Annotated in this window: 23 protein-coding genes; 12 read left to right on the top strand and 11 right to left on the bottom strand. The window is 52.2% G+C overall.

The features are described 5' to 3' along the window. Window positions 1–64: 64 nt before the first annotated feature. Together AC6I8L_RS22225 and AC6I8L_RS22220 are read left to right on the top strand one after the other, a co-directional pair. Window positions 65–1,315, top strand: a complete 1,251-nt coding sequence (locus AC6I8L_RS22225) for a flavin-containing monooxygenase (RefSeq protein ID WP_058961379.1) — start codon at window positions 65–67, stop codon at window positions 1,313–1,315. Window positions 1,316–1,394: 79 nt separating this feature from the next. Continuing rightward, on the top strand, window positions 1,395–2,534 hold the full coding sequence (locus AC6I8L_RS22220) for an alpha-hydroxy acid oxidase (protein WP_072226584.1): 1,140 nt from the start codon (window positions 1,395–1,397) through the stop codon (window positions 2,532–2,534). A gap of 45 nt (window positions 2,535–2,579) precedes the next feature. Here AC6I8L_RS22220 and AC6I8L_RS22215 read toward each other — a convergent pair whose 3' ends face one another. The 4 genes from AC6I8L_RS22215 to AC6I8L_RS22200 form a co-directional block, all read right to left on the bottom strand. Next, window positions 2,580–3,299, bottom strand: a complete 720-nt coding sequence (locus tag AC6I8L_RS22215; protein ID WP_058961380.1) for a dienelactone hydrolase family protein — start codon at window positions 3,297–3,299, stop codon at window positions 2,580–2,582. Between the two features lie 128 nt (window positions 3,300–3,427). Next, a complete protein-coding gene (locus AC6I8L_RS22210) occupies window positions 3,428–4,642 on the bottom strand; it encodes a multidrug effflux MFS transporter (RefSeq protein ID WP_058961381.1) in 1,215 nt (404 codons plus the stop codon). Window positions 4,643–4,851: 209 nt separating this feature from the next. Then, window positions 4,852–5,541: a type 1 glutamine amidotransferase domain-containing protein gene (locus AC6I8L_RS22205; protein ID WP_058961382.1), complete on the bottom strand. Its 690-nt coding sequence runs from the start codon at window positions 5,539–5,541 to the stop codon at window positions 4,852–4,854. Window positions 5,542–5,554: 13 nt separating this feature from the next. Further along, window positions 5,555–6,973, bottom strand: coding sequence for a coniferyl aldehyde dehydrogenase (locus AC6I8L_RS22200; protein WP_058961383.1), 1,419 nt, complete (start codon window positions 6,971–6,973; stop codon window positions 5,555–5,557). Window positions 6,974–7,076: 103 nt separating this feature from the next. Here AC6I8L_RS22200 and AC6I8L_RS22195 point away from each other — a divergent pair, with 103 nt between their 5' ends. Further along, complete coding sequence (locus AC6I8L_RS22195; protein ID WP_058961384.1) at window positions 7,077–7,967, top strand: LysR family transcriptional regulator; 891 nt, start codon at window positions 7,077–7,079, stop codon at window positions 7,965–7,967. Here AC6I8L_RS22195 and AC6I8L_RS22190 read toward each other — a convergent pair. Together AC6I8L_RS22190 and AC6I8L_RS22185 are read right to left on the bottom strand one after the other, a co-directional pair. Then, window positions 7,964–8,710 carry a Fic/DOC family protein gene (locus tag AC6I8L_RS22190; RefSeq protein ID WP_058961385.1) on the bottom strand — a complete coding sequence of 249 codons (747 nt, stop codon included), beginning with the start codon at window positions 8,708–8,710 and terminating at the stop codon, window positions 7,964–7,966. The two genes, AC6I8L_RS22195 and AC6I8L_RS22190, sit on opposite strands and share 4 nt — an antisense overlap. Next, window positions 8,707–8,970, bottom strand: coding sequence for a hypothetical protein (locus tag AC6I8L_RS22185; protein ID WP_058961386.1), 264 nt, complete (start codon window positions 8,968–8,970; stop codon window positions 8,707–8,709). The genes AC6I8L_RS22190 and AC6I8L_RS22185 overlap by 4 nt, the downstream gene beginning before the upstream one ends. Before the next feature lie 185 nt (window positions 8,971–9,155). Between AC6I8L_RS22185 and AC6I8L_RS22180 the strand changes: the two genes are divergently transcribed. Beyond that, window positions 9,156–10,484: an IS4 family transposase gene (locus tag AC6I8L_RS22180; protein ID WP_058962542.1), complete on the top strand. Its 1,329-nt coding sequence runs from the start codon at window positions 9,156–9,158 to the stop codon at window positions 10,482–10,484. Between the two features lie 52 nt (window positions 10,485–10,536). On the opposite strand, the gene mqo is transcribed toward AC6I8L_RS22180, so the two are convergent. From mqo to AC6I8L_RS22165, 3 genes are all read right to left on the bottom strand, one after another. Continuing rightward, window positions 10,537–12,183, bottom strand: coding sequence for a malate dehydrogenase (quinone) (gene mqo, locus AC6I8L_RS22175; protein ID WP_034823997.1), 1,647 nt, complete (start codon window positions 12,181–12,183; stop codon window positions 10,537–10,539). A gap of 306 nt (window positions 12,184–12,489) precedes the next feature. Further along, entirely contained in the window at window positions 12,490–13,878 is a 1,389-nt protein-coding gene (locus tag AC6I8L_RS22170; protein ID WP_058962177.1) for an APC family permease, read from the bottom strand. Between the two features lie 149 nt (window positions 13,879–14,027). Beyond that, on the bottom strand, window positions 14,028–14,858 hold the full coding sequence (locus tag AC6I8L_RS22165) for a helix-turn-helix domain-containing protein (protein ID WP_034823993.1): 831 nt from the start codon (window positions 14,856–14,858) through the stop codon (window positions 14,028–14,030). A 231-nt stretch (window positions 14,859–15,089) separates the two neighbouring features. On the opposite strand from AC6I8L_RS22165, the gene AC6I8L_RS22160 reads away from it, so the two are divergent. The 7 genes from AC6I8L_RS22160 (at window position 15,090) to AC6I8L_RS22130 (ending at window position 22,087) form a co-directional block, all read left to right on the top strand. Continuing rightward, entirely contained in the window at window positions 15,090–16,229 is a 1,140-nt protein-coding gene (locus AC6I8L_RS22160; protein ID WP_058962176.1) for an ornithine cyclodeaminase family protein, read from the top strand. 25 nt (window positions 16,230–16,254) lie between these two features. After that, window positions 16,255–16,677 carry a RidA family protein gene (locus tag AC6I8L_RS22155; protein WP_058962175.1) on the top strand — a complete coding sequence of 141 codons (423 nt, stop codon included), beginning with the start codon at window positions 16,255–16,257 and terminating at the stop codon, window positions 16,675–16,677. Window positions 16,678–16,693: 16 nt separating this feature from the next. Next, a complete protein-coding gene (locus tag AC6I8L_RS22150; protein WP_058962174.1) occupies window positions 16,694–17,989 on the top strand; it encodes an NAD(P)/FAD-dependent oxidoreductase in 1,296 nt (431 codons plus the stop codon). A 147-nt stretch (window positions 17,990–18,136) separates the two neighbouring features. Continuing rightward, entirely contained in the window at window positions 18,137–19,558 is a 1,422-nt protein-coding gene (gene leuC, locus AC6I8L_RS22145) for a 3-isopropylmalate dehydratase large subunit (RefSeq protein ID WP_058962179.1), read from the top strand. Between the two features lies 1 nt (window position 19,559). Continuing rightward, window positions 19,560–20,186: a 3-isopropylmalate dehydratase small subunit gene (gene leuD / locus AC6I8L_RS22140; protein WP_058962173.1), complete on the top strand. Its 627-nt coding sequence runs from the start codon at window positions 19,560–19,562 to the stop codon at window positions 20,184–20,186. Next, entirely contained in the window at window positions 20,183–21,097 is a 915-nt protein-coding gene (locus AC6I8L_RS22135; protein ID WP_058962172.1) for an alpha/beta fold hydrolase, read from the top strand. Before leuD ends, AC6I8L_RS22135 begins: the two co-directional genes overlap by 4 nt. A 30-nt stretch (window positions 21,098–21,127) precedes the next feature. Continuing rightward, a complete protein-coding gene (locus AC6I8L_RS22130; protein WP_058962171.1) occupies window positions 21,128–22,087 on the top strand; it encodes a LysR family transcriptional regulator in 960 nt (319 codons plus the stop codon). Window positions 22,088–22,114: 27 nt separating this feature from the next. Here AC6I8L_RS22130 and AC6I8L_RS22125 read toward each other — a convergent pair whose 3' ends face one another. Beyond that, on the bottom strand, window positions 22,115–22,420 hold the full coding sequence (locus tag AC6I8L_RS22125; RefSeq protein ID WP_045815559.1) for a YdgH/BhsA/McbA family protein: 306 nt from the start codon (window positions 22,418–22,420) through the stop codon (window positions 22,115–22,117). A 279-nt stretch (window positions 22,421–22,699) separates the two neighbouring features. After that, window positions 22,700–24,568: a low affinity potassium transporter Kup gene (gene kup, locus AC6I8L_RS22120; protein ID WP_058962170.1), complete on the bottom strand. Its 1,869-nt coding sequence runs from the start codon at window positions 24,566–24,568 to the stop codon at window positions 22,700–22,702. A 355-nt stretch (window positions 24,569–24,923) separates the two neighbouring features. Between kup and AC6I8L_RS22115 the strand changes: the two genes are divergently transcribed. Beyond that, entirely contained in the window at window positions 24,924–26,033 is a 1,110-nt protein-coding gene (locus AC6I8L_RS22115; protein ID WP_058962169.1) for an SDR family oxidoreductase, read from the top strand. Window positions 26,034–26,050: the final 17 nt, after the last annotated feature.

Genomic DNA, 26,050 nt, shown 5'->3' with positions numbered 1-26,050 from the left:
TAACACGAACAATGATTACGATGATGAATAACCCATCGCGTTAAAATCTATTTAGGGATTCCACATGTCAGTAGAAAAAATTAATACCGTAATTGTCGGTGCAGGTCAGGCGGGCATTGCAATGAGTGAACATCTTTCATTGATGGGTGTCCCGCATATTGTATTTGAGCGTAACCGCATTGCAGAGCGCTGGCGTTCAGAGCGTTGGGATTCACTGGTCGCCAATGGCCCCGCCTGGCACGATCGTTTTCCTTCAATGAAATTCGATAATATTTCTCAGGAAGCTTTTCCTCCTAAAGAGCGCATGGCTCAATATTTCGAAGATTATGCCAAAATGCTCAATGCGCCGGTGCGCACTGGCGTTGAAGTGCATCAGGTTGAACGTCTGCCGGGACGTAGCGGCTTCAAAGTGCTGACCTCTATTGGAGAATTTGAAGCAGATAATGTGGTGGCGGCAACAGGGCCGTTCCAGAAGCCTTCATTCCCGCAAATCGTGCCGGACAGTGCCAACCTGCATCAGATTCATTCCTCTTCCTATAAGAACCCGCAGCAGTTGCCAGAAGGCGGCGTGCTGGTGGTGGGCGCGGGGGCGTCAGGCTCACAAATCGCTGAAGAGCTGGGTAAAACGGGCCGCAAAGTCTATCTGTCGGTCGGCGAACATTATCGTCCACCACGCTCTTATCGTGACCGAGATTACTGCTGGTGGCTGGGTGCTTTAGGCTTGTGGGATGAAGTGAAAATCAAGCCGAAAAAACAGCACGTTGCCTTTGCCGTGAGCGGCTATGAAGGCGGTAAAACGGTTGATTTTCGTCGTCTGGCTCATATGGGCATTACCCTGGTGGGTATTACTCAGAAATGGGATAACGGCGTGTTGAGCTTTGCTGATGGCCTGGCTGAGAATATTGCAGAAGGTGATAAAGCTTATTTCGACGTACTACGTGATGCCGATGCTTATATCGAGCGTAATGGTCTGGATCTGCCGCTGGAGCCACAGGCCTGGGCATTATTATCCGATCCAGACTGCCTGATTAATCCTTTAACGAAATTAAACCTGGCCGAGGCCGGTATCACTTCTATTATCTGGGCGACAGGGTTTAAATTTGATTTTAGCTGGTTGCAGGCGGATGCATTTGATGAGAAAGGCGTGCCTTTCCATAAGCGTGGTATTTCTGCGGAGCGGGGTGTTTATTTCCTTGGTTTACCGAATCTGGTGAATCGCGCCTCCTCCTTTATTTATGGCGTGTGGCATGATGCAAAATATATTGCCGATCATATCGTGCTACAGAATGCCTATACCGACTACGAGAAATCGTAAGTTATCTGTGTGTGTATTTGCGTGATCGCAGGCGGCTAAATGTTATTTTATTTGGCCGCTTTTTTTATCAGGTGGAAAAGTGACCATTACCTGTATTGAAGAATTGCGGCAACTGGCGCGAAAACGTGTGCCAAAGATGTTTTATGACTATGTCGATGCAGGTTCCTGGACGGAATATAGCTATCGCGCCAACGAAGCTGATCTACGCCGCATCGAATTTCGTCAGCGTGTCGCGGTGGATATTGCGGAACGCAGCACGGCAAGCCGAATGATGGGGCACGATGTCGCGATGCCGGTGGCGATTGCCCCCACCGGACTGACCGGCATGATCCATCCCGATGGTGAAATTCATGCGGCACGCGCAGCCAAAAAATTTGGTATTCCCTTTACGCTCTCTTCCATGAGCATCTGTTCGCTGGAAGCTGTATCTCAGGCCACGCAGGGGCATCCATTTTGGTTCCAGCTCTATGTATTGCGTGACCGGCAGTTTGTGGCAAATCTGATCGATCGCGCTAAAGCGGCTAACTGCAGCGCGTTGGTGGTGACCATGGACTTACAGGTCTTCGGTCAGCGTCATAAAGACATCAAGAATGGCCTCTCCACGCCGCCCAAAATGACGCTGCGCAATGTGCTCAATATTGCCACTAAACCGCGCTGGTGCTGGCAGATGCTGAATACGAAGCATCGTAATTTTGGCAATATTATCGGGCATGTAAGCGGTGTGGATAACATTGACTCGATGGTGGAGTGGACGGCACAACAGTATGATCCGCGGCTCTCCTGGAAAGATATCGAATGGATTAAACGGCACTGGGGCGGCAAGTTGATTGTGAAGGGCATAATGGATGCCACTGACGCGCAACTGGCGATCGAAGCGGGTGCCGATGCGTTGATTGTTTCCAACCACGGTGGGCGTCAGCTGGACGGCGTGTCTTCGTCAATTACACTGCTGCCGGAAATTGTGGCGGCGGTCGGCGATCGAATAGAAGTGCATTTTGATGGCGGCATTCGTTCCGGGCAGGATGTATTAAAAGCCATAGCGTTAGGCGCCAAAGGCACCTACATCGGGCGTAGTATGCTGTATGGATTGGGGGCGCTAGGTGAAGAAGGGGTGACCACAGCGCTAAGCATCATCCGTAACGAGTTTGATCTGTCGATGGCGTTTTGTGGCAAAACCAGTGTAGCGGCCATTGATGGCGGGATTTTACGCGTGCGCTGAAAGACGGGGAAATAGCGGGAGGCTAGTCATCCTCCCGCCGCGTCATTAAAACACTTCATCCAGCAATTGATACAGGCGTTTGAAGGCACGCTGCGTCACTTCCGGATGATACTGCGATACGCCAGCATTATCGGCTTTTGGATCGGTGAAGGAGTGCACCGCACCGGCAAAGCTCACCAGCTGCCAGTCAACGCCTTTGCTGTTCATCTCATTGGCGAAGGCGGCTAGCTGCTCGCGCGGCACAAGAGGATCGGCCGCGCCGTCCAGTACCAGCAGTGAAGCCTGGATAGTATGACTGTCATAAGCGCCCTGGGTATCCAGCGTGCCGTGGAAAGAGGCGGCCGCTTTGATGTCCGCGCCGCTACGTGCCAGTTCAAGCGCACAATGGCCGCCGAAGCAGAAACCGATAGCCGCAACCTTATCCGCGTTGACGGGGGCGGTGGTTTGGGTGCGCAATGCGCTGAGGGCTGCCTGCATGCGCGCCACTTCGGCGGGGGTGTCTTTCACTGCCATCATCATCGCACCCGCTTCTTCGCCGTTAGTGGGGCGTTGACCCTGACCGTACAGGTCAGCTACCAGCACCACATAGCCGTGGGCGGCAATGGCTTTGGCTTGTTCAGCAGCATCAGTAGTGGCCCCCATCCAATTGGGCGCAATAACAATGCCCGGTTGAGCAGTGTTATTATCAGCCTGGTAAACTAAATAACCTTCAAATGTCTCGTTGTCCACGGTGTAAGAAAGGAATGAAGACTGGATGTTGCTCATTAATTAAGCTCGCTTATTTTTATTAGCAGAGGAAGCCACGACGTTACCGACTATTTTGAATTTAGCAATTGCATGCTGGGCTCACCGCACCAAATGTTTAATGTCATATTTAACATTTCACTTCAGCATTAAATTTCTGCCATTTTTGGCTGGGCTTTTCCTCCGCCAAGCGTGCTAAGAAAACTGAGCAGGGTGAATACCGTCATAATGCTCACCATAATCCAGGGCGTACCGTTGTTAAGCCCTGCCAGCAGCAGTGAGGAAACAATCCCGCTGCCGTATTGCAATGAACCTATTAGCGCGGAGGCTGAACCGGTGGCATTCGGCACGGCATCCAGCGCGGCTGCGGTAGCGGAGGCGGCAATAATTCCGTTCATTGAGAAGAAAATGAAGATGCAGATGACCAATCCTGCCAACGCTGCCGGATGCGTTTTCAGTACAAAACACATCACGAAAGTCATCAGTGCGGCGATAAAAGAGGCGGATTTCAGCAGCGTCTCAAGCCGTACCTTTTGCACTAAACGTTTATTGACGGTGCTGACCGTCACCAGTCCAAGGATATTAATGGCGAACAGCCAACCATAATGTTGCGGATCGATACCGAAATAGCTGATATACACCGCGGGCGATCCGACAATAAAGGCGTAAGCGGCAACGTAATAAAAAGTCACGCATAAGGTAAAACGTATAAATTTTTTATTTTGCAACAATGCGCGATAATTACCCATTATTTGCCGAGGTGACGCCGTTACCCTTTTTTCTGCCGGCAGTGTTTCAGGAGGCCAGAGCAGTGATATGAACATCAATGCGCCGACTACCGCCAGAAACCAGAAAATCACCGGCCATTGCGAGTAACGAATGATTTGCCCACCCATTAATGGCCCCGCGATAGGGGCAATTGCCATGACAATGATCAGCGTCGACAGCATTTGCGCAGCACGCGTGCGGCTGAAAAGGTCGCGGATCATGGCACGCGCCAGCATCGGGCCGGTGCAGGCGCCAGCGGCCTGAATGACACGCCAGAAGACAATCTGAGGCATGTCGCTGGAGAGTGCGCATCCCGCTGAGCCGACAGCAAAGATAATCATCCCGATATATAGCGGTGTTTTTCGGCCGAGTTGATCGCTAATCGGACCCCAGATTAGCTGCGCGATGGCAAAGCCAATCAGAAATCCGGTGACCGTCAGTTCCGAATCGCCGTGTAACGCGGCTGACATCGCGGGCATCGCCGGAAGATAGATGTCGGTTGAGAGCGAGGTAAATGCCATCAGCGCGCTAAGAATAATAATAAAAGCGATGCCGGTTTTCATATCCGGAGGATGCGTTGCAGTTTTGATATCCATAGTGTCTTTTTATAAGAAAAGGATGGGGCCTGTGCGGTGCCAGGGCTTGAATACAGTGATGGAAAAGGGACTGCGGGGTAGCTTAACAAAGGCGGAAGGGATTGATTAGGTGCGCCAGTCTACTAGCACCTATGAGCAAAATTCATTAATGGGAGGGTTAATAAGACGAGGGCGCATCACCGCCAGAGCAGTGATGCGCTTTAACGCGATTAAGGCTGTTGTGCTGCCAGTTGCAGCAGCAGCGCTTTCGCCACATCTTCTGAGCTGGCCGGATTTTGCCCGGTGATCAACTGACCGTCTTGTACGACAAACGGTGCCCAGTCCGTGCCTTTTTGATAATGCGCGCCCAGTTTGATGAACTCATCCTCAATCAGGAAAGGCACCACGTCGGTCAGCTCAACGGCTGCTTCTTCGCTATTGGTAAAGCCGGTGACCTGCTTACCCTGAATTAACGGGGCGCCGCTCGCAGCTTTCACATGGCGCAATGCGCCAGGTGCATGGCAGACAAAACCCATCGGCTTACCCGCACGATCGAAAGATTCGATCAACTGGATGGAGTCTGCTGACTCCGCCAGATCCCACAGTGGACCGTGGCCGCCAGGATAAAAGACCGTATCGAAATCCTGCTGATCAATGCTTGCCAACTTCACGGTATTGGCCAGCGCCTGCTGTGCCGCCGCATCGGATTTGAAACGTTCGGTCATAGCAGTCTGAAATTCAGGTAAATCACTTTTTGGATCCAGCGGCGGTTGTCCACCCGCCGGAGAAGCCAACACCACTTCGGCACCCGCATCTTTAAACACGAAGTAGGGTGCGGCGAACTCTTCCAGCCAGAACCCGGTTTTTTTGCCGGTGTTGCCCAACGCGTCATGTGATGTCAGAACCATCAAAATTTTCATTGTCTGTCCTCGATTAATGTTGGTTATTCAGTAATGCAGTCAATGCTGCGCTTTTGTCCTGATAGGGCGCACGCAGCCGTAAATTTGTGGTGCCCGCCTCATCCTGGATCACAATCGGCTTGGCGTGGCTGAAACGACGGAATCCATGAACCCCGTGATACGCGCCGATACCGGATGCGCCCACGCCACCAAATGGCAGGCTGTCTAGAGAAGCATGGGTCATGACATCATTTATCACCAGTGCGCCAGAAGTGGTGTGCTGAGCCATCAGCTTTTGACGCTGTTCATCGTGGCCAAAATAGTAGGCGGCCAGTGGACGTGGATGCGCATTGATATAACGAATCGCTTCCTCTACCTCTCCGTTATAGCTTTTGACTGGCAGCAGCGGGCCAAAAATCTCTTCCTGCATGACCGTCATCTCTTCGGTGACATTGAGGATCAAATGCGGCGCGATTTTGCGGCTTTGCGCATCAAAGTCCGGCTCACCCGCAGGGGCCAGGCTAACGATCCGGGCTCCTTTAGCTCGGGCATCTTCGATCAGATCGATCAATCGCTGATAATGACGAGCACTGATTATGGCGGTGTAATCCTCGTTGCTTTGCAGCGTTGGGTACGTCTGCTGCATGAACTGCTGTGACGCGGTGATAAATTCCGCTTCAGCGGCATACGGAAGTAATAGGTAATCCGGTGAGATACAAATTTGCCCGGCGTTGAAGGTTTTTATGGTCAGGGTTCGGGCTGCTGCCATTGCCACATCCGCATCAGCGTCAATCACCACCGGCGACTTTCCACCCAGTTCCAGCGTAACAGGCACCAGATTCTCTGCCGCTGCACGCATCACATGCTTACCGACGGCGGTGCTGCCGGTGAAGACCAGATGGTCGAATGGCAGAGCGCTAAACGCTTGTCCCACGCTGGCGTCACCCAGAACCACGCTGAGTTCATCGGCGGCGAAGTAACGCGGCACTAACTCCGCCAGTAATGCGGAGGTGTGGGGTGTCAGCTCAGAAGGTTTCAGCATCGCGGTGTTACCCGCAGCAAACACACCGGCCAATGGGCCAAATGCCAGGTTAATCGGGAAATTCCACGGGCTGATAATGCCAACGACACCTAAAGGTTGAGCTTCGATACGCGCCTGCATACCCGCAACCGGGACTTCGGCGATCTCCGGCTGCATCCACTGCTCCAGATGTTCAGCGGAGTGCTGCAACATATTGATGGTGGTCATCAGGTCGGCCGCCTGGGTTTGATAGGCACTGCGATGACCAAAATCGGCGCTGATAGCCGCAGTAAACGCGGCATGATTCTCGCGAATTAATGCCACGCTGCGTAATAAGCGATCGCGGCGAAGTTCGGCGCTAGCAGGTTCGTTCTGTAGATGAGCCTGTTTCATTGTGTGCAGCACATGCAGTAATTCTTGCTGAAGTGACATGATTTTTCCCGTGCGTTTCAAGATGTGGGCAGCTTACTCGCGCTGGTGTTTGACGGCTAACAAGGCTATTTTGGCAGGGGTATAAAATAATTTATGGAGCACTATGTCACTGGTTCGCTTACGAACGTTTATGGAAGTGTATCGCCAGCGCTCAATTTCCGGTGCGGCGCGCGCACTGAATCTGACGCAGCCTGCGGTTTCGCAACATATTAGCGGCCTGGAAGTCGCAGTGGGTCGACCGCTGTTTGAACGTCAGGCCCATGGCGTAATGCCGACGGCCGCTGCCGACGATTTGGCCGCTGATATAGGCAACTCTCTGGATACCGCAGAGTCCGCTTTAGCATCCGCGCGTGCCCGATCGATGGATGTGAGTGGAACGTTGCAGATTATTGGACATGCTGATTTTATGGCGGAGAAATTATCGGCTGAATTGCTGCCACTGCTTGAAAGCGGCATTCGCGTGCATATGCACAGCGGTGATGGTCCGCTCGTTGCGCAGATGGTGATTGAAGGGCACTGTGATCTTGGCGTGACGGCACATCCGGTGACCGATCAACGTTTAAAGGGGGAAGTGATTTTTCAAGACCGAGTGATTGCTGTGGCTGCACCGGTCGTGGCGGCTCGCTTACACAACAGTGCAGATTTTTCCGCGGATTTGATTAAAGAACCTCTGCTGGCTTATGACCTGAAACTGTCATTAATTGATCATTGGCTGGATAAAAATCGCATTAAATACCAGACGCTGTTACCTGCGGTAGTTGGGCAGGATTTACGTGGTTTGCGAAGTTTACTCTGCGGCGGATTTGGCTGGTCGGTGATGCCAGCATTTTTATGTCAGGCGCAAATCGCGCAAGGGGAGTTGGTGGTGCTGGACGCGCCGGTGGGGGATACGGAAATTCGTTATCACCTTATCTGGTTACCCAGCGCTCTGCGCCAACCGCGTATTGCCCATGCAAGACAGGCACTGGTTTGGGGGATGAATAACAGCCATTAAGATTTATTATCTAAATGTTGTGACTGGTAGCTTTTATAATGTTTCCTGACTAACGGATCGTCAATGTCGCTATAACTGATTTGCCCTTTATCCAATCCATCCAGGCCTTTAATACTACCGATGGTTAAAGGCCATTCGTCCCTGCTATGAATCTCGATAATGAACGGTTGGAGATAACGATCCAGATGTCCTTTCCCAGGTTCACGAATTTCTCTACTCAATGTGCGAAGGTAATCGTCTTTATTTGTTTTAGACCAGTCGACAGAAAAACCTGCACGGAAACTTAATTCCATGAAAGTTAGCAAAATTGTACGTCCGTTACCATCAAGAAAAGGGTGAGCAAAAGCCAGCTGCCCCATCACTTCTCCTGGCTTTTGTCGAAATTTGTCCCTGTCACTGGCAAGCTTAAGCGCATACTCCACTGCACGCTGAATAAGATGTGGATATTCAAATACCGTAAAGTGTTCGTCTTCACGCGCGCCTTTAAAGATCGATAGGTGAGGAACTAACTCGTTTCGGTCTTTTCCTGCCCAGTGATAGAAGTCACCGAAAAGAATTTCGTGAACTTTAAGTATGGAAGAATATTTTACGTGTTTTAGCGTTGATAGGTACAGCAGCGCATCTTCCAGACTCAGTTCGAATGAAAGATGTTCAGAAGCTTTAACTTCATCAGGATCTTTTAAATGTAAGGCATTCTGTAAATAACCCGCTGTTTCATAGTCGCCGAAAGGATCAAAAATCATGCAGAAAAATTCTGTTTAATTTGTCTTTTCTCACGCAGATAGTCGCCTTGCATCTCCAGCGTTTCTGCCTTGGTTAAAATGCCTTTTTTCTTCAGATTAACCAGAAGTTGTTCGATGACATCAAGTTCTACGATGTCATCGGCCAGGCGAGTAATTGCAACAGCCATGCGACTCATACCATCACGGTCAGCCGTTACGTGGTGTACTTTAGCCAGTTCACGTACCTGATTAGCAACACTTAATGATGCAGATTTATTCATGTCTTTGCCTCATTCAATGATACCCAATTTTAGCACGCAGAAGGTTGAGTGTCTGCTATGCGATTTGACCTTATTCCAGACACAAAAAAAGCCGGACATTGTCCTAATGCCGATCAGTTAAGGATCAGTTGAACGATCCAGTGGCTGTGTAAGAATCCGGAAACGCTTCGTTTCCGGATTTTTTTATGCAGCTCAGTCAGGCCCTTGATATCGTCTCTCGTTACGATTCTCTTCGTAATCCTCTGAATACGCTCGCGGATGTTCTTGACCCTGCGCTCATCAGCCGCTGCCTTGAGGAAGCTGGCACGGTCACGCTCCGTAAGCGCAGACTCACTACAGATATGATGGTCTGGTGTCTCATCGGCATGGCCCTTGAGCGCAAAGAACCCCTTCACGCCATCGTTAATCGCCTTGATATTCTTTTACCGGGAAACCGTCCTTTCGTTGCGCCCAGTGCCGTAGTGCAGGCAAGGCAGCGGCTGGGGGACGACGCTGTACGGCGGGTTTTCGAACAGAGCAGCGAGCTCTGGAATGCACAGACTTCCCACCCTGACTGGTGTGGTCTGACGCTGTACGCTGTTGACGGCGTTGTCTGGCGCACGCCAGAAACACCTGATAATGAGAAGGCTTTCGTCCGTTCAGGCACGGTGGCAGGCGCCTCTCCTTATCCGCAGGTTCGCATGGTCTGCCTGATGGAACTCACCAGCCATCTTATCAGCGGCGCCGCGATGGGCTGCCAGAACGAGAATGAGATGGTGCTGGCAGAAGGTCTCATTGAACGCGCGTGCGACAACAGCCTGACCCTCTTCGATAAGGGCTACACGTCATTCGGTCTGCTTAGCGCCTGGCATGAGGCCGGCGAAAATCGTCACTGGATGATAGCGGCACGTAAAGACCTGCAGTACGAAGAGGTACGTCGTCTGGGGAAGGGAGACATACTTATCCGGGTAAAAACCTCCGCTCATTCACGGAAGAAATGGCCACATCTGGCGGCGCACACAGAGATGAGGATGATAAGCCGGGAAATAAAAGGCCGGACGTGGCGGTTCCTGACGTCGATGACGGATGCGATGCGTTACCCGGGTAAAGAAATAGCGGATCTCTACAGTCATCGCTGGGAGATAGAGCTGGGATATCGTGAAATAAAGCAGGGTCTCCAGGACAGCAGGCTCACGCTTCGCAGCAGGAAGCCGGAGATGATAAGGCAGGAGCTGTGGGGCGTGCTGCTGGCCTACAATCTGGTGAGATATCAGATGATAAGAATGGCCTCAACGCTGAAGGGATACTGGCCTAACCAGCTCAGCTTCAGGGAATCGACAGCGTGGGTGATGAAACTGCTCTGGACACTTGAAGGCGCATCGCCTGGGCGTATCCCGGAACTGGTAAAGGACGTAAGTTCGATAGCAGAGATGGTCAGACTACCGGGACGACGGGAGCGCTCGTTCCCAAGGGTGGTGAAAGAGAGACCCTATAAATATCCGACAGCCAGAAGAAAAAATGCCAGTCAGGCTTAACTGACTGGCATTACGGACATTGTCCGGCTTTCTTCATTAGCGCGAGGGAGAATTACAGCGCCATATCCTGCTTAGCGGATTCTGCGCGGGGCTTAGCCTGCGTAGGGGCAACTGACTGATCACCCATGTTGATGACCGGTGGTTTAGTCAACTGCAGCGTGGCTGCGGTGTTGTCCCAAACCTGCTGAGTCAATGCGGTGTTGCCATTCAGTTTCTGACCGAAGCTTGGGATGATGCCACGGATCTTCTCTTGCCACTCAGGAGAAGCAAACTGCTCCGGGAACAACTTCTTCATCACGTCGAGGGTGATTGGCGCAGCAGTTGAAGCACCTGGTGATGCACCCAACAGGGCCGCCACGGTTTTCTGCTGATCGGTCACGATTTCGGTGCCGAGTTTCAGCACGCCGCCTTTATCCGCATCTTTCTTGATGATCTGTACGCGTTGACCCGCCTGGATCAGTTTCCAGTCTTCTTTACGTGCGTTCGGGTAGTACTCTTTCAGCGCGGCAAAACGATCGTCGTCGTTCAGCATCACCTGACCAATCAGGTACTTCACCAGGTCAAAGTTATCGATACCGACGTGAGTCATCGGCATGATATTGCTGGTGGTAGTAGCGCTTAACAGATCGAACAGTGAGCCATTTTTCAGGTATTTGGTGGAGAAGGTCGCGAACGGCCCAAACAGCACCACGCGTTTACCGTCCAGATTACGGGCATCGATGTGTGGAACAGACATCGGTGGCGCACCGACTGAAGCCTGGCCGTACACTTTTTCCAGGTGACGACTGGTCACTTCTGGATTCTCGGTCATCAGGAACGAACCACCGACCGGGAAGCCGCCGTAGTTATCCGCTTCAGGAATACCGGTTTTCTGCAGCAGTTTGATGGCCGCGCCGCCTGCACCGATAAACACATATTTCGCGTCAACCGAACGGTTCTCACCGCTCTTCACATCTTTGATGGTGACGTGCCATGAATTATCGCTGTTACGTTTGAAATCAGTAACTTCTGAAGAGGTTTCTAATTTGAAGTTCTGATCTTTCTTCAGGCTTCCAATCAACTGACGGGTGATTTCACCGTAGTTAACGTCAGTACCGACTGGCGTCCAGGTGGCTGCCACTTTCTGATTAGGATCGCGACCTTCCATCACCAGCGGAGCCCACTGCTCAATCTGCTTGTGATCGGTTGAGAACTTCATGCCCTGGAACAGGGTGGTTTTCTGCAGTGCATCGTAACGCTTAGTCAGATACTCAACGTTTTTATCGCCCCAGACAAAGCTCATGTGCGGGGTGGAGTTGATGAATGAACGCGGGTCATGCATTACGCCGCGCTGTACCTGAGAGGTCCAGAACTGACGGGAAATCATGAAAGCTTCGTTAATTTCCAGCGCCTTGCTCACGTCGATTGAACCGTCTGCACGCTCTGGCGTGTAGTTCAGTTCCATGTTCGCAGAGTGACCGGTACCGGCGTTGTTCCAGCCGTTAGACGATTCCAGTGCGACGCCATCCAGACGCTCAACCATCAGCTGCTTCCAGCCTGGTTGCAGTTCCTGTAGCCAGGTTCCCAGTGAGGCGCTCATGACGCCGCCGCCAATCAACAGAACATCGGTTTTTTCTGGTGCGTTTTCAGCGTGGACCACTGAAGAAACAAGCAGCGCTGCCAGTGAAAGGGCAGACACGATTTTTTTAGAGTGAGTCATTCTGATCCTGATCTTTGTACTTTGCAGGTGAACGTTAAAATTTCGGTTTGCAAATTAAAAGATTGTTACGAAAAGATTAACTTGTTTTTAGTTAATAAAGTATTGGTGTTAATTACTTAACTTACATAAAACCAATATGGCGGGAATTTAAGCAATGAATGCGAAAGGTAGGGAGATATATCCGTGAGTACTGCGCGGTTATTCTTTATAGCGAGCATCGCGACTTAGGTCAAATAAAACACCATAACGCCAGGTTAAATATTTACTTGCTAACTGGGTGCGCATGGCTGCGCACCACGACGATGACTAAGCGCGAGCTTTAAAATTGCGTTTCAGCGACATGCCGTATCCCATCAATGCGCAGCCAGCAATGAACCAGGGAATCATCTTCACCACGCTGGAATCACTGCCGCTTAAGGATTGCAGATTATTAACCACCAAAATAATCGTCACGCTCATGCACACCATTGACAGTAACGGTGCCCAGAATACGGTGAATGGATTTTCGCTATTCTCCATCCGACGGAAGAACAGTATCACGGCAGCGGAAACGCCCAGTTGTAAAATCAAAATACACAGTGTGGCGACGGCAGAACCGATAGCGAAGATGTGCACCATCGGGTCCAATCCCGCGCTGCCCATACCTGCCAGTAGCATCAGCATGATCACGCTGTGAACGTGGCTGGCATTATGTGGCGTGCCGTTAGTGGGATGAGTTTTGCACAACTCTTTCCAGATCAGACCATCACGGCTAATGCTGAACAAATACCGTGAAATATTGTTATGAAACGCCAGCGCCGCTGCAAATAAACTGGTGATCAGCAATACCGACATGGTTTCTACAGCCCACTGTCCAACATATTGTCGGGTAATGTTAAACACGAAGTTGCCGGGATCTTTGCTGGCAATCGCGACAATCTGATCAAAACCGTATGCCTGCACCAGTGACCAACTGGTGAAACAGAAAAATGCCGTGATCAGTAACAAGGCACAAACTGTGGCACGCGGCACAGTTTTATGTGGGGCACGGCACTCTTCCGCATATATGGCGGTAGATTCAAAACCGATAAAAGCGGCGATGGTGAAAATAAAGGCGATGCCAAGGTTGCCCTGCATAAACACTGACGGCTCGAACGATTGGAAGCTGTAAGGACCGACTTTTTTGATTAACAGCATCACGTCGGTGAGTAACACAATAGCCACTTCCGCCAGCATTAATATGCCGAGTAATTTTCCACCGACTTCGACGCGTTTAATGCTCAATACCCAGCATACCAGCACAAATAGCATGCTCAATGCCCACCAGGGAATATGGGCTGAAAAGTGCTCTTCAATAAATAACTGCGTGAAGAATCCCAGCATTGCGACGATGGCTATCTGAATAGAGATATACGCCATCAACGCTAATACTGACGCGGAAGCGCCCCAGTTTTCGCCGATTCCTTTAGAGATATAGGTATAAAAGGCCCCCGCATTATTGACATGACGGCTCATGGCAATAAAGCCCACGGCGAATAACATCAAAATAATACACGAGAGAATATAAAACACCGGAATGCCACCGCCGTTGCCAGAAATAATCGCCTCCGGCAAGCCGCCCACCACGCCTGTCAGCGGCGAGGCTGCCGCGACGACAAAAAAGACCAGAGAAAACAAACCCAACGTATTTTTGCGTAAGCCGGAATCCTTATTCATCGCCAAAGCCCTCAACCGCTAAGAGAAAGTTCTCAGGCAATCTGTGCCGCCTGAGGCCGGTAACATAGCGGCATCATTTCTCAGCTGAGCATCTGGCGGATAGAAAAAATCGGACAGCGTCACAGTGCAACGCTGCACCCTTTTAGTGCTCAGTGGAAACGCAAACGATGGAAATAGGCATCATGCGAAATACGCCGCTGATAATCACAGGGCGTGGTGCTGACAAACTTTTTAAACTCGCGCAGGAAGTGCGACTGATCGCTAAATCCAAGATCAAAGGCCAGATCGCTAAACGATACTTCCTGCTGTAAGTGAATGCTGCCCAGCGCCGACTGGCAGCGCAAAATGCGGCTAAAAGCCTTGGGTGACATCCCGGTATCCTGGCGAAACTGGCGCTGGATAGTGCGGCAGGTGTAGCCGGTCAGCGCTTCCAGTTGATCAATGCGAATGTTGCCTTTCTGCTGGCGCATGGTGTGGATGATCAAGGATGTGACGGCGGAAGCTTTGCGCACCAGGCGCGGCGTGAAACTGGCGTTGAACAAAGCAATCTGCCGCGAAAAATCGCGCGTCTGCACGATCTGTTCAAAGGCTAACCGTGCATCCGGCACCACATCGAGGAAATTAAACTCACGATCGGGAATCTCTTCTGCCATCACATCGAGGAAATCAGGAATGATGCCCGGTGCGAAGCGCACACCAAAATAGTGGTGGTTATGCTGCATATCGGCACCGCGCGCTTCCAGCGTGGTGCCACACACGCGTGCTGCAGGCCGCTGCGCATCGCAATCAAACACGATATCCACGCAGCCGTCGGGAATCGCCAGCGTCATGCTGGCACTCTGCGCCACATCAAAACTGTAGAAATGGGAAATAGCCGGGTTGTCTGACGCAATCAGCGAATAATGCTGCGCGGCGTTCAGCACAAACCATGGCTGCTCGGGTTGAAATCCACTGTGGCGATAGAGAGGCAATTGTGTCATGGCGGGCTCCGCTGCGGGCTATTTACTGTCTGTGTGATGCAAGGGCTGTGCCACGCACGAATTTCGTCATGTCGCAAATATTCAATACAGCTCGACAACTGACGCGCTATTTCTATTTCACCCAGCGAAGACCATCGACACCTAAGACGGTTTTAGCCAGTGAAATCGCTAGTTATGGCAGCGCTCGCCACGGCGGGAAATAGACCAAAAGACTGATTGATGAGGCGACTTATGAGTGATTCAACCCGGATTGATTTTATTTACCTGTCGGAGCAAGACATGATTCGTGCGGGCGTGACCGATATGGCCGCCTGTGTCGATACCATGGAAGAGATGTTTGGCCTGTTGTATCACGGCGACTATCGCATGGCCGGATCCAACAATGATTCACACGGCGCGATGGTGACCTTCCCGGAAAATTCGCCGTTCCCGACGATGCCAAAACCCACTGCCGATCGCCGCATGATGGCGATGCCTGCCTACCTTGGCGGCAATTTCGGCACGGCTGGGGTCAAGTGGTATGGCTCCAACATCGCCAACCGTGAGAAAGGGCTGCCACGCTCGATTCTGATGTTCACCCTCAATGATGCGGATACCGGCGCGCCGCTGGCGCATATGTCAGCCAATCTGCTGTCGGCGTATCGCACCGGGGCGGTGCCGGGCGTCGGCGCACGTCATCTGGCGCGAAAGGATTCTCGCGTGATCGGTTTGCTCGGACCGGGCGTGATGGGAAAAACCGCTGTAGCGGCATTTATTGCTGTGTGCCCACACATCGACACCATCAAAGTCAAAGGACGCGGCCAGCGCAGCCTCGATAACTTCATTACCTGGGTGCAGGAGACCTATCCGCAAATTAAGCAGATAGAAATTGTCGACTCGCTGGAAGCGGTAGTGCGCGACAGTGACATTGTCACTTATTGCAGCTCAGGTGAAGTCGGTGATCCCGCCACTTATCCGCTGGTGAAACGTGAATGGGTGAAAGCTGGCGCGTTCCTCGCCATGCCCGCGCTGTGCAATATCGATGAAGGCATGGAACTACCCGATGTGCGCAAGGTGCTGGATAACACCGGACTCTATCATGCCTGGTTTGATGAAGTTCCCAAGCCTGCGCATCGCTGCGTGCCGATTATCGGTGTGCGCTTTATGGATATGGTCGCTGAAGGGCAGCTGCAGGCGGAGCAACTGGAAGATATCGGCAAGATCGTCGCCGGCGAGGCGCCAGGCCGCCAAAACGATAGCGAGATCATCATCATGTCTGTCGGTGGTATGCCGGTGGAAGATGTGGCCTGGGGCACGGTGTTGTATCGCAACGCACTGGAAAAAGGCATTGGCGTCAAACTCAACCTGTGGGAATCACCGGTTTTAAGCTAAATCATTCATTAATAGAGAAAACATCATGACCAATATCATTAAAGTAAAAACCGGTTCGAAATTTGAAGAGCAGGCGAGTTATTCGCGCATCGTGGCCGTGGATAACTGGATTTATGTCTCCAACACTGCCGGTCGCAACCCACAAACCAAAGAAATTCCCGAAGACCTGCGCGAGCAGACTTTGCAGGTGTTTGCCAATATCGAAGCCGCACTGGCAGCCATCGATGCCTCATTACAGGATGTGGTGTGCTCGCGCGTGTTTATTCAGGATCCGGCGGATGTACCTGCAGTGATGGCGATCATTGGTGAGAAGTTCCGCGGAATTAATCCCGCCTCGACAGTGACTTGCCCGCCGCTGGGATCGACCGTTTATAAAGTTGAACTGGAAGTTACGGCCTATCGCGGGGCCGGTAACGCTCAGGTTCAGGAAATTACCGTAGCCCTGTAAGGGTGGGAGACGCGCTATGGCACCTGTTATTTCTCCGGTTACGCCTTCGCCAACGTTGCCGGATGCCACCACGGTGGTCGTTATTGGCGGCGGGATGGTAGGGTTGACCGCCGCACTGACGCTGGCGGAGCGCAATATTCCCGTCGTGGTGTTGGAAAAGGGGCGGATTGCGGGCGAACAGTCTTCCCGCAATCTCGGCTGGATCCGTAAAACCAGCCGTGCGCTGGAGGATATCCCGCTGGCGCAGGCCGCCGATCGTCTGTGGGCGGGGATGGCCGCGCGGGTTGGCAGCGATGTAGGCTATCGTCAGGCTGGCATTATGTTTGTGGCACGCAACGAGCAGCAGATGTCACTGCATGAAAAATGGTTAAGCGGGGTTAGTGCCGCTGGCCTGGATACGCGCTTGCTCAGCCACGCACAAATTGCAGCACAAGTGCCAGGCGGTGCGGAGAAATGGGCAGGCGGGATTTACACTGCTTCCGACGGGCGAGCCGAACCCACGCTGGCGGCCAGCGCGATGGCGAATGCCGCCATCGCCAGGGGGGCGATTATCATGGATCACTGTGCGGTGCGTGGCCTGGTCACCAGCAACGGCAAGGTCAGTGGTGTGATGACCGAACGCGGTGAGATTCGTTGTGACCAGGTGTTGCTGGCGGCAGGTGCCTGGTCGCGTCGTTTCCTTGGCAATCACGGTATTAATCTGCCGACGCTGCCGCTGATTTGTTCGGTGATGCGTACCAAACCGCTGGAAGGACCGGCCAATATAGCGGTGGGCGCTCCTGACTTCTCATTCCGAAAACACCAGGACGGTGGCTTTATCATCACTCAACGCGGTGCGCTGGATGCGCCAATAACGCTTGATCATCTATTGATCGGCACACGTTATATGCCTCAGCTACGGCAGGCGCGTGACAACCTGCGGATTTCGCTGGGCAAATACTTTGTGAAGGATCTTGCACTGGCACGTCGCTGGCGCAACGATCGGCGTTCACCTTTTGAGCAGGTCCGCACGCTGGACCCTCTTGCCAATCCAGCACTGAACCAGGAAGCGATGCGCAACCTGCGCGCGGCGTGGCCGGTGTTCCAGCAGGCGGAGATGGCGGAGTCATGGGCTGGCGTGATAGATGTTACCCCGGATTCGAACCCGGTGATTGGCCCAGTGGCATCGATACCTGGGCTAACTTTGGCGACGGGCTTTTCAGGGCATGGTTTCGGGACATCACCCGCAGCCGGGCAGTTAGCCGCAGATTTGGTGACCGGGCATACGCCGCTTATCGATCCCGCACCTTATCGCTTCGAACGCTTGCAGTAGCATCATACTTCTATCGGCGGCTGTGAGGTCGCCCATTAAACACACTTCATAAACCATCACTTCACGTACTGTGTTCATAGTCTTAACCACAACTGTATTACCCTAGAGTCTCTAATGACTTGTTGATACTTTTATGTGGGCAATCGCATGGCTAACAAAACACTGTATGAAAAACTGATCGATCAGCATGTGGTACGTCAGTTAGACGATGAAGGGCATGTGTTGCTCTATATTGATCGATCAATACTCAACGAATACACCAGCCCGCAGGCCTTTAGCGGGCTGCGTGAACATCATCGCCCGGTACGTCGTCCGGCGACTATCTTATTCAATGTCGATCACGTAAATCCCACGCGTCCTGAGCGTGACGATGCGATGACCGATGCCGGCGGGCAGCTGCAGGTGGATTACTTCCGTCAAAATGCCGCCCATTTTGGCATCGAACTGTTTGATGTCATGGACCCGCGCCAGGGCATCGAGCATGTGGTTGCGCATGAGCAGGGGCTGGTCATGCCCGGTATGGTGATTGCCGCCGGTGACAGCCACACCACCACCTATGGCGCATTTGGTGCGTTGGGTTTCGGCATCGGAACGTCAGAAATTGAACATCTTCTCGCTACGCAAACTCTGATTTATCGCACGCTGAAAACCATGCGCGTCACGGTAACGGGTGAGCTGCCTTATGGCTGTTCGGCTAAAGACATCATTCTGGCGTTGATTGAAGATATTGGCGCCTCAGGGGCAACCGGTTATGCCATCGAGTTTGACGGCCCGGCGATTGACGCGCTGAGTATGGAAGGGCGCATGACGCTGTGCAATATGGCTGTCGAGGCCGGTGCACGCGGAGCGATTATTGCGCCAGATGAGAAGGTATTCGCCTACATCCAGGGCAAACCGCAAATGCCAACGGGTGCATTGTGGGAGCAGGCAAAGGCCGAATGGATGACTTTGCGCAGTGATGACGGGGCCAAATTCGACCGTGCGATTGAGCTGGATTGCAGCGACCTTGAACCTAAAGTGACCTGGGGCATCAGCCCGGATCAGACCTGTGCTATTGGCGGCTGTGTACCTGATCCGCAATACGAACCCGATTTGATTAAACAGCAGGCAATACAAGCCGCACTGAAATATATGGGGCTGGAACCTGGCATGCGCCTGTCTGACATCGCCATCACCCATGCGTTTATTGGCTCCTGTACCAACGGCAGAATCGAAGATTTGCGCGCTGCAGCAGCGGTGATTGGCGAGCGCAAAATCGCCCGACACGTGCGCGGGATCATCGTGCCAGGCTCCACACAGGTGCGTCAGCAAGCAGAGGCTGAAGGCTTAGCCGACATTTTTATCAATGCAGGTTTTGAGTGGCGGCAGTCGGGGTGCTCAATGTGCCTGGCAATGAATGAAGATGTCCTGGAACCCGGCGATCGCTGTGCTTCAGGAACCAACCGCAATTTTGCGGGCCGCCAGGGTGCAGGAGCACGAACCCATTTAATGAGCCCGGCGATGGTCGCCGCCGCTGCGGTGGCCGGTCATCTGGTCGATGTACGCAACTTCACGACAGTAGAGGTTTAATATGGACGCTTTTCACAGCATCACCGGACGCATTGCCCATTTACCGGCGGCCAACATTGATACGGATGTGATCATGCCAAAGCAGTTTCTGAAAGGCATCGATCGCCAGGGTTTGGATCGGGGCGTGTTCTTTGACCTGCGATTTTTGCCCGACGGCAGTGCGAATCCCGCGTTTATCCTCAACCAGCCTGCCGGAAAGAACGCGGCATTCTTGCTGGTAGGACCCAACTTTGGCTGTGGTTCCAGTCGCGAACATGCGGTGTGGGGACTCAATCAGCTGGGCATTCGCGCCATCATCGGCACCAGTTTTGCCGGCATCTTTGACGATAACTGCCAGCGCAACGGCGTATTGACGCTAACGCTAAGTGAGGAGGCGTATCAGCAGCTCAGCGCTGCTAGCGCTGATGCAGAACACAACCAAATTACGGTTTCTCTGGAAGATAAGACCCTCACCTTCAATCAGCAGGTGTTGCATTTTGAGGTCAGCGCGCTCAAACGTGAGATGTTAATGGGCGGCGGCAGCGCGGTAGACTGGACGCTCCAATACGAGACTGACATTACGCAGTTTGAACATCGGCACTTTGCTCAGCGCCCCTGGCTGCAGCGGGTTAAAGGACCAACAGCATGAGTGATATCAAGGATTGCGGCGCATCGCCGTTTATCGACGGATTTGCCTTGAAAGCGGTCACGCTGAGCAACGGTATCACACTACGCGTGGCAATCGGGGGCGAAGGACCGCCGTTGCTGATGCTGCACGGGCATCCACAAAATCATCTGGCGTGGCGTAAAATCGCTCCGCAGCTGGCGCAAAAATACCAGGTGATCCTGCCTGATCTGCGCGGCTACGGCGACAGCGACAAACCCGCCAGCGACGAACGCCATCTGGCCTATTCAAAACGCGCCATGGCTGAAGATATCAGCCAGTTGATTGATGCACTGGGTCTTTCGCGTGTGGCGTTTGTCGGACACGATCGCGGTGCGCGGGTGGGTCATCGTCTGGCGCTTGACCATCCGGAGAAAGTGGCTTGCGGCACTTTCGTCGATATCGCCCCGACTGCCACCATGTATGCGCAGACCGATAAGGCGTTTGCTACGCGCTATTTTTGGTGGTTCTTTCTGATCCAGCCTTATCCACTGCCGGAGACAATGATCGGACACGATCCGGCTTTCTTCCTGCGAAAACATATTGATGGTCAACTCAAGACAGCGGGGGCGACTTCAGAAGCGGTATTCAATGATTATTTGCGCTGCTATCAGCAACCCGAGATGATCCACGCCGTCTGCGAAGATTATCGCGCGGCCGCCACGGTGGATTTAGAGCACGATGCAGAGGACAGCGACAAACGCATCGCTTGCCCATTGCAGTTGCTGTGGGGGGAAAAGGGCACGGTCGGTCAGCTATACGATGTAGTTGTCACCTGGCAGGACAAGGCCATCAATGTGCAGGGCAGTGCGCTGCCTTGCGGACATTCTCCTCAGGAAGAAGTCCCTGAGGTGTTTTTAATGCAGCTTCAGGGCTTTCTCGATTCTGTGCTATAACCGCTCGATGTTGGCTTACCGCGTGATGATATGAAGCTATTGCTTGCTGGAAAAAATGTCCAGAAACCGCTGCAGGGCTGGCCCTCTGTCGAAGATCTCTATGTATTTATCAGCGTGGCGCGCCATGGCGGCTTTGCTCGTGCTGCCGTGGAGCTGGGCCAGTCTCCCTCGTACATCAGTAAGCGTATTGCCATTCTTGAGAAGCAACTCGACACGCGGCTTTTTTTCCGTACTAACCGCGTGATGCGACTCACACCGGAGGGTGAGAAAGCGCTGGAGGGCGCGCGGCAAGTGGTGCAAGAGATGGATGCGTTTCTAAGCAATTTTCAGCAATGGCGTGGTGAATTAAGTGGTGAGTTGACCGTCGGCTGTTCGTTGGGTTTTGGTCAGGCCTATCTTTCAGATGCCATTTCGGCGTTTATTACTCAGCATCCGTCTTTAAATATCAAACTAATTCTGAGCGATCGAGAGATTGATCTGATGCAGTCCGGTACCGATGTGGATATTCAGGTCGGCGATAATCTGAATCACTCTTATATTGCGCGTAAACTGGCCGTGAATCGGCGTATTCTTTGCGCATCCTCTGAATATTTAGCCCGTTCAGGTGCCGTCAATTCGCTGGATGACTTAATTAATCACAGCTGTCTTATTATTAATGAAAAGAACAATTCCTTCGGCAATTGGGCGCTGACTGACGGTGAGCAACAGGTATTGTGCCGCCTTAATAGCCATTATTCTTCAAACAGTGGCAAGGTCATTTTAAACTGGGCGTTGAAGTCACACGGGATTGCGCTCCGCTCGGCATGGGATGTAACGCCTTATCTCAGCACTGGCGAATTGGTCCATGTTTTACCGCAGTGGTATCAGCAGGCGAATATCTGGGCGGTGTATACGCAACGGACATCGGAATCGCCGCGCATGAAAGTGTTTATTGATTTTCTCGCCGAATACTTTGCAGATAAAAGCCTGTCACAAGAGTGGCAGGCTTAAATGCAACAGCGAAGGGGGTGGTTAACATCAGCCGTACGCCACTTTGCTATTGATATGGTACAGGGTTGCGGTAGCCGCCATTACATGTTGACCATCGTGGCCCGGCTCATGGGATTCAACATCAGTGATGTGATAACCCACGGCCCCTGCAGCGAGCGTTTTTTTCACAATCGCATCAGTCAGTTCTTCCATCGAAGTGGCCCAGCTCACGGAAGTAAAGCCCACAGGATGAATCGATGATAATTCACGATGGGTCAAATCCGCACGGACTAAAACGGGTTTAACATTTTGCGGTGTGAAAATAGAGATAACGTCATTAATAAGTTCTTTCATGGTCTTACTCCTCAAAATAACTGCTGAGCCGATTTCGAAGCTATGCATTTTATTGTTGATGGTGATTTTATACATTCCGACAGTTGCGCACGGCAGGTAATGAGTGCCGGTAGGCTTAATAAACACCTTTTGAGGTTATGCGTTTTAGCTTTAATTGCTAATTAGTTGTTAAGAAAAGTTCAGGCACAACTCCGTTAAACTTTCGGGAATATTCTTTCATCTGGTTACATTTGTGGCAGGGCAATAAGTTGATTGGGGCGTCATGCACGCCCCATTTTGTTAAAACTCGCGTTGTCCACCCAGTTCGATAACGCGATTGGGTGGAATATTAAATTGCTCATGCGCACGCAGCGCATTGCGTTGGCAGAAGTGAAAGATGCCGCCTTTTATTCTTGCCAGTCCGCGGCGTTTTTTCATCACCAGGGTGTCGTGTGAGGTAAAGAAAGACGCTTCATTCAGCGTGCAGCCAAAACCTTCCAGTCCGCACAGGTGTAAAACCTCCGCCATTGAAGGGACTTCTCGCCAGCCGTATGCCGCGGTTACCTGCCAAAAGGACGGCGAAAGTTGGGTGATGGTGATGCGCTTCTGATTGTGCACGCGTGGCGTATCTGTCGTGCGGATGTTCAGCAACACCACGCGCTTATGCAGCACCCGGTTATGCTTGAGGTTATGCAGCAGCGCCTGTGGAATCTCAAACTCTTTACGCGCCAGGAAGATGGCAGTACCCGGTACACGACTGGGCGGATTGGTTTCCAGTGATTTCACCAGCGCCTGCAGGCTTTCCGGATCGTTGTTCAATTTTTTGATTAACCGATTACGCTCGGTGCTCCAGATCAGCATCAACCCCATCATGGTCAGCGCCATCAGTACCGGAACCCAACCGCCTGACAGCAGTTTCATCAGGTTCGCCGCAAACAGCGGCACGTCAATGCTCAGCATACATAGCAGGAAAATCACCGCCAGCGGCAGTGGCCATTTCCAGTTACGCAGCGCCACCACGCCGGCCAGACAGGCGGTGATCACCATAGTGCCGGTCACCACGATACCGTAAGCGGAGGAGAGGGCCGAGGACTGACGGAACGCCAGCACAATCACCGTTACCGCAACAAACAGCAGCCAGTTCACCACGGGAATGTAGATTTGGCCAGATTCAGTATGCGAGGTGAACACAATACGCATGGGTGGCAGAAACCCCTGACGAATCGCTTGATGCGTCAGGGTGTAAACGCCGGTAATCACCGACTGGGCTGCGATCACCGTGGCGAGCGTTGACAGCACAATCAAGGGTATCTGTCCCCAGCCCGGCGCGAGGTTGAAGAACGGGTTATTGATCGTCTTCGCATCCGCAATCACCAGTGCACCCTGGCCAAAGTAATTGAGCACCAGGGCAGGCATGGCAATTACTAGCCACGCCAGGCGGATCGGCGCTTTGCCGAGATGTCCCATATCCGCATACAGCGCTTCAGCACCGGTGACGGCCAGCACCACCATGCCCATCGCGGCAAAGGCGAGAGCCTCGTGCGTCATTAAGAAGGTCAGGGCATAGCTGGGGTTAAGCGCCTGCAATACTGTGGGATTGAGTGCGATACCACGAATGCCCAGTAAGCCAATCGAAACAAACCAGATAAACATCACCGGCCCAAACACCTTACTGACTTTTTCCGTACCGTGTTTCTGGATGAAGAACAACAGCGTGAGTATGAGTACCGCCAGTGGGACCACGTATTTGTCGAGATGCGGAGAAACCACCTCAATCCCTTCAATGGCGGAGAGCACCGAAATCGCCGGCGTGATGATGCCATCACCGTAAAAGAAGGCGCCACCCGTCAAACCGGCCAGAATGATGATGTGACCAATCTTCGGACCGACGTTACGACGCGCCAGTGACATCAGCGTTAAAATACCGCCTTCACCATCATGGTCGGCACGCATGACAAAGCAGACATATTTCAGGGTAACGATCAGGGTTAACGCCCAGAAAATCAGTGACAGAAAACCCATCACGGCAGTGGTTGAGATTGATCCATCCGGTAAGATCGACAGGCACTCTTTCAGGGTGTAAAGCGGGCTGGTACCGATATCCCCAAACACGATCCCTGCGGCGGCCAACATGCCAGCAGGCAGAGACTGTTTCTCGGTCTGACTCATATATTTCCTGTTTCTTATCAGCGTGGAACGGCGATGGCTGTGTCTATGACGGCGAACATACCTGTTTACCCGAATGGTTAATAGCGGGTGGTGGTTTTGTGACCTGCATTTTTACGCCTGGCGGCGAAATTTTTACGACATTTTTATATCGCGGCGGTTTTTTAATCTCAGAATAGACGAACGGTGAGAAATAAAATGACGGAGGGTTATCAGAGATAAACGAAAGCTAACTGGACCGCTTTTTCCCTCACCTTGTGCAGATCGCATTTATTCGCCATTTATCTTCGCTGGCATACATTCGAAGCCACGCTCAATGGACCGTTTTCGTCCAGAAACCAACTGATAACTGAATACTATGAATACGATTTTAATTACTGGCGCAACCGGATTTTTAGGCGGAGCAGTAACGGTTAACTTATTGAAGAAAAGCGAGAATAATCGACTGTTACTGCTGGTGCGCGGTGATTCACCCGCCGAAGGACTGAGTCGGTTGCAATCCAATCTGGCTAAATTTGGCGTGGCACAAAATCTGTTGGATACACTGACCACAGATAATATTCTTATTGGCGATCTCGCGGAACCAGAGCGGTTTACTGCCGACCCGCGTCTGGATAGCGTTACACATGTGCTCAACTGTGCGGCTGTGGCTTCGTTTGGGGCGAATCCTTACATCTGGAAAGTTAACGTTGAAGGAGCTTTCACCTTCGCGAGTCGTATGAATCAGGTCAGCGGACTTAAGCGCTTTATTCATGTCGGAACGGCAATGTCTTGTGCGCCGGAAGCTAACACCCTGGTGACCGAGAGCAAACTGAATACGCTGCGCGATCAGCACATAGTTGAGTACACCTGGAGTAAAGCCACGGTGGAAAAAATGATGAGCGAGATGTTGCCCGAACTGCCGCTGGTTATTGCGCGTCCCTCTATTGTTGTGGGCCATTCCGATCATGGCTGCACGCCATCGCCGAGTATTTTCTGGGTGTTCCGCATGGCACTGACATTGGGTAAGTTTATGTGTGAGCTGGACGATCGTATTGATGTGGTGCCTGTGGATTATTGTGCAGATGCGCTGGAGCTGTTGTTGACCGCTGAAAACGTCGATAAAAGCATTATTCACATTTCGGCGGGCCTCAACAGCAGTGTCACCTTCGCGGAGATTGATAAAGCGATGGCGAAAGCCTCAGGCAATGTGCCCGTGGGCGAGAGTTATCAGAAAGTGAATTATCGCGAACTGGCCGAAAGTAAGAAAAACTTCGCGTCGTTATTTGGGCCGTGCAATGAGCGGATTGTGTTGCGCGCCATGAATCTTTACGGCCATTTCTCCAAACTCAACGTGGTGTTCTGCAATGAGAAGTTGCTGGAGTTAGGCATGCCGCCCTCTTCGAAATTTACTGATTACCTGCACCGCTGCGTGACCTCGACACAGGATTCAACCATCGCTGAATTGATGGCAGTGGATTTTAAATAATAAAAAGCCGAGCAACA

This window comes from Type-E symbiont of Plautia stali (assembly GCF_059731115.1).
This window is presented reverse-complemented; position numbering and strand designations above follow the sequence as displayed.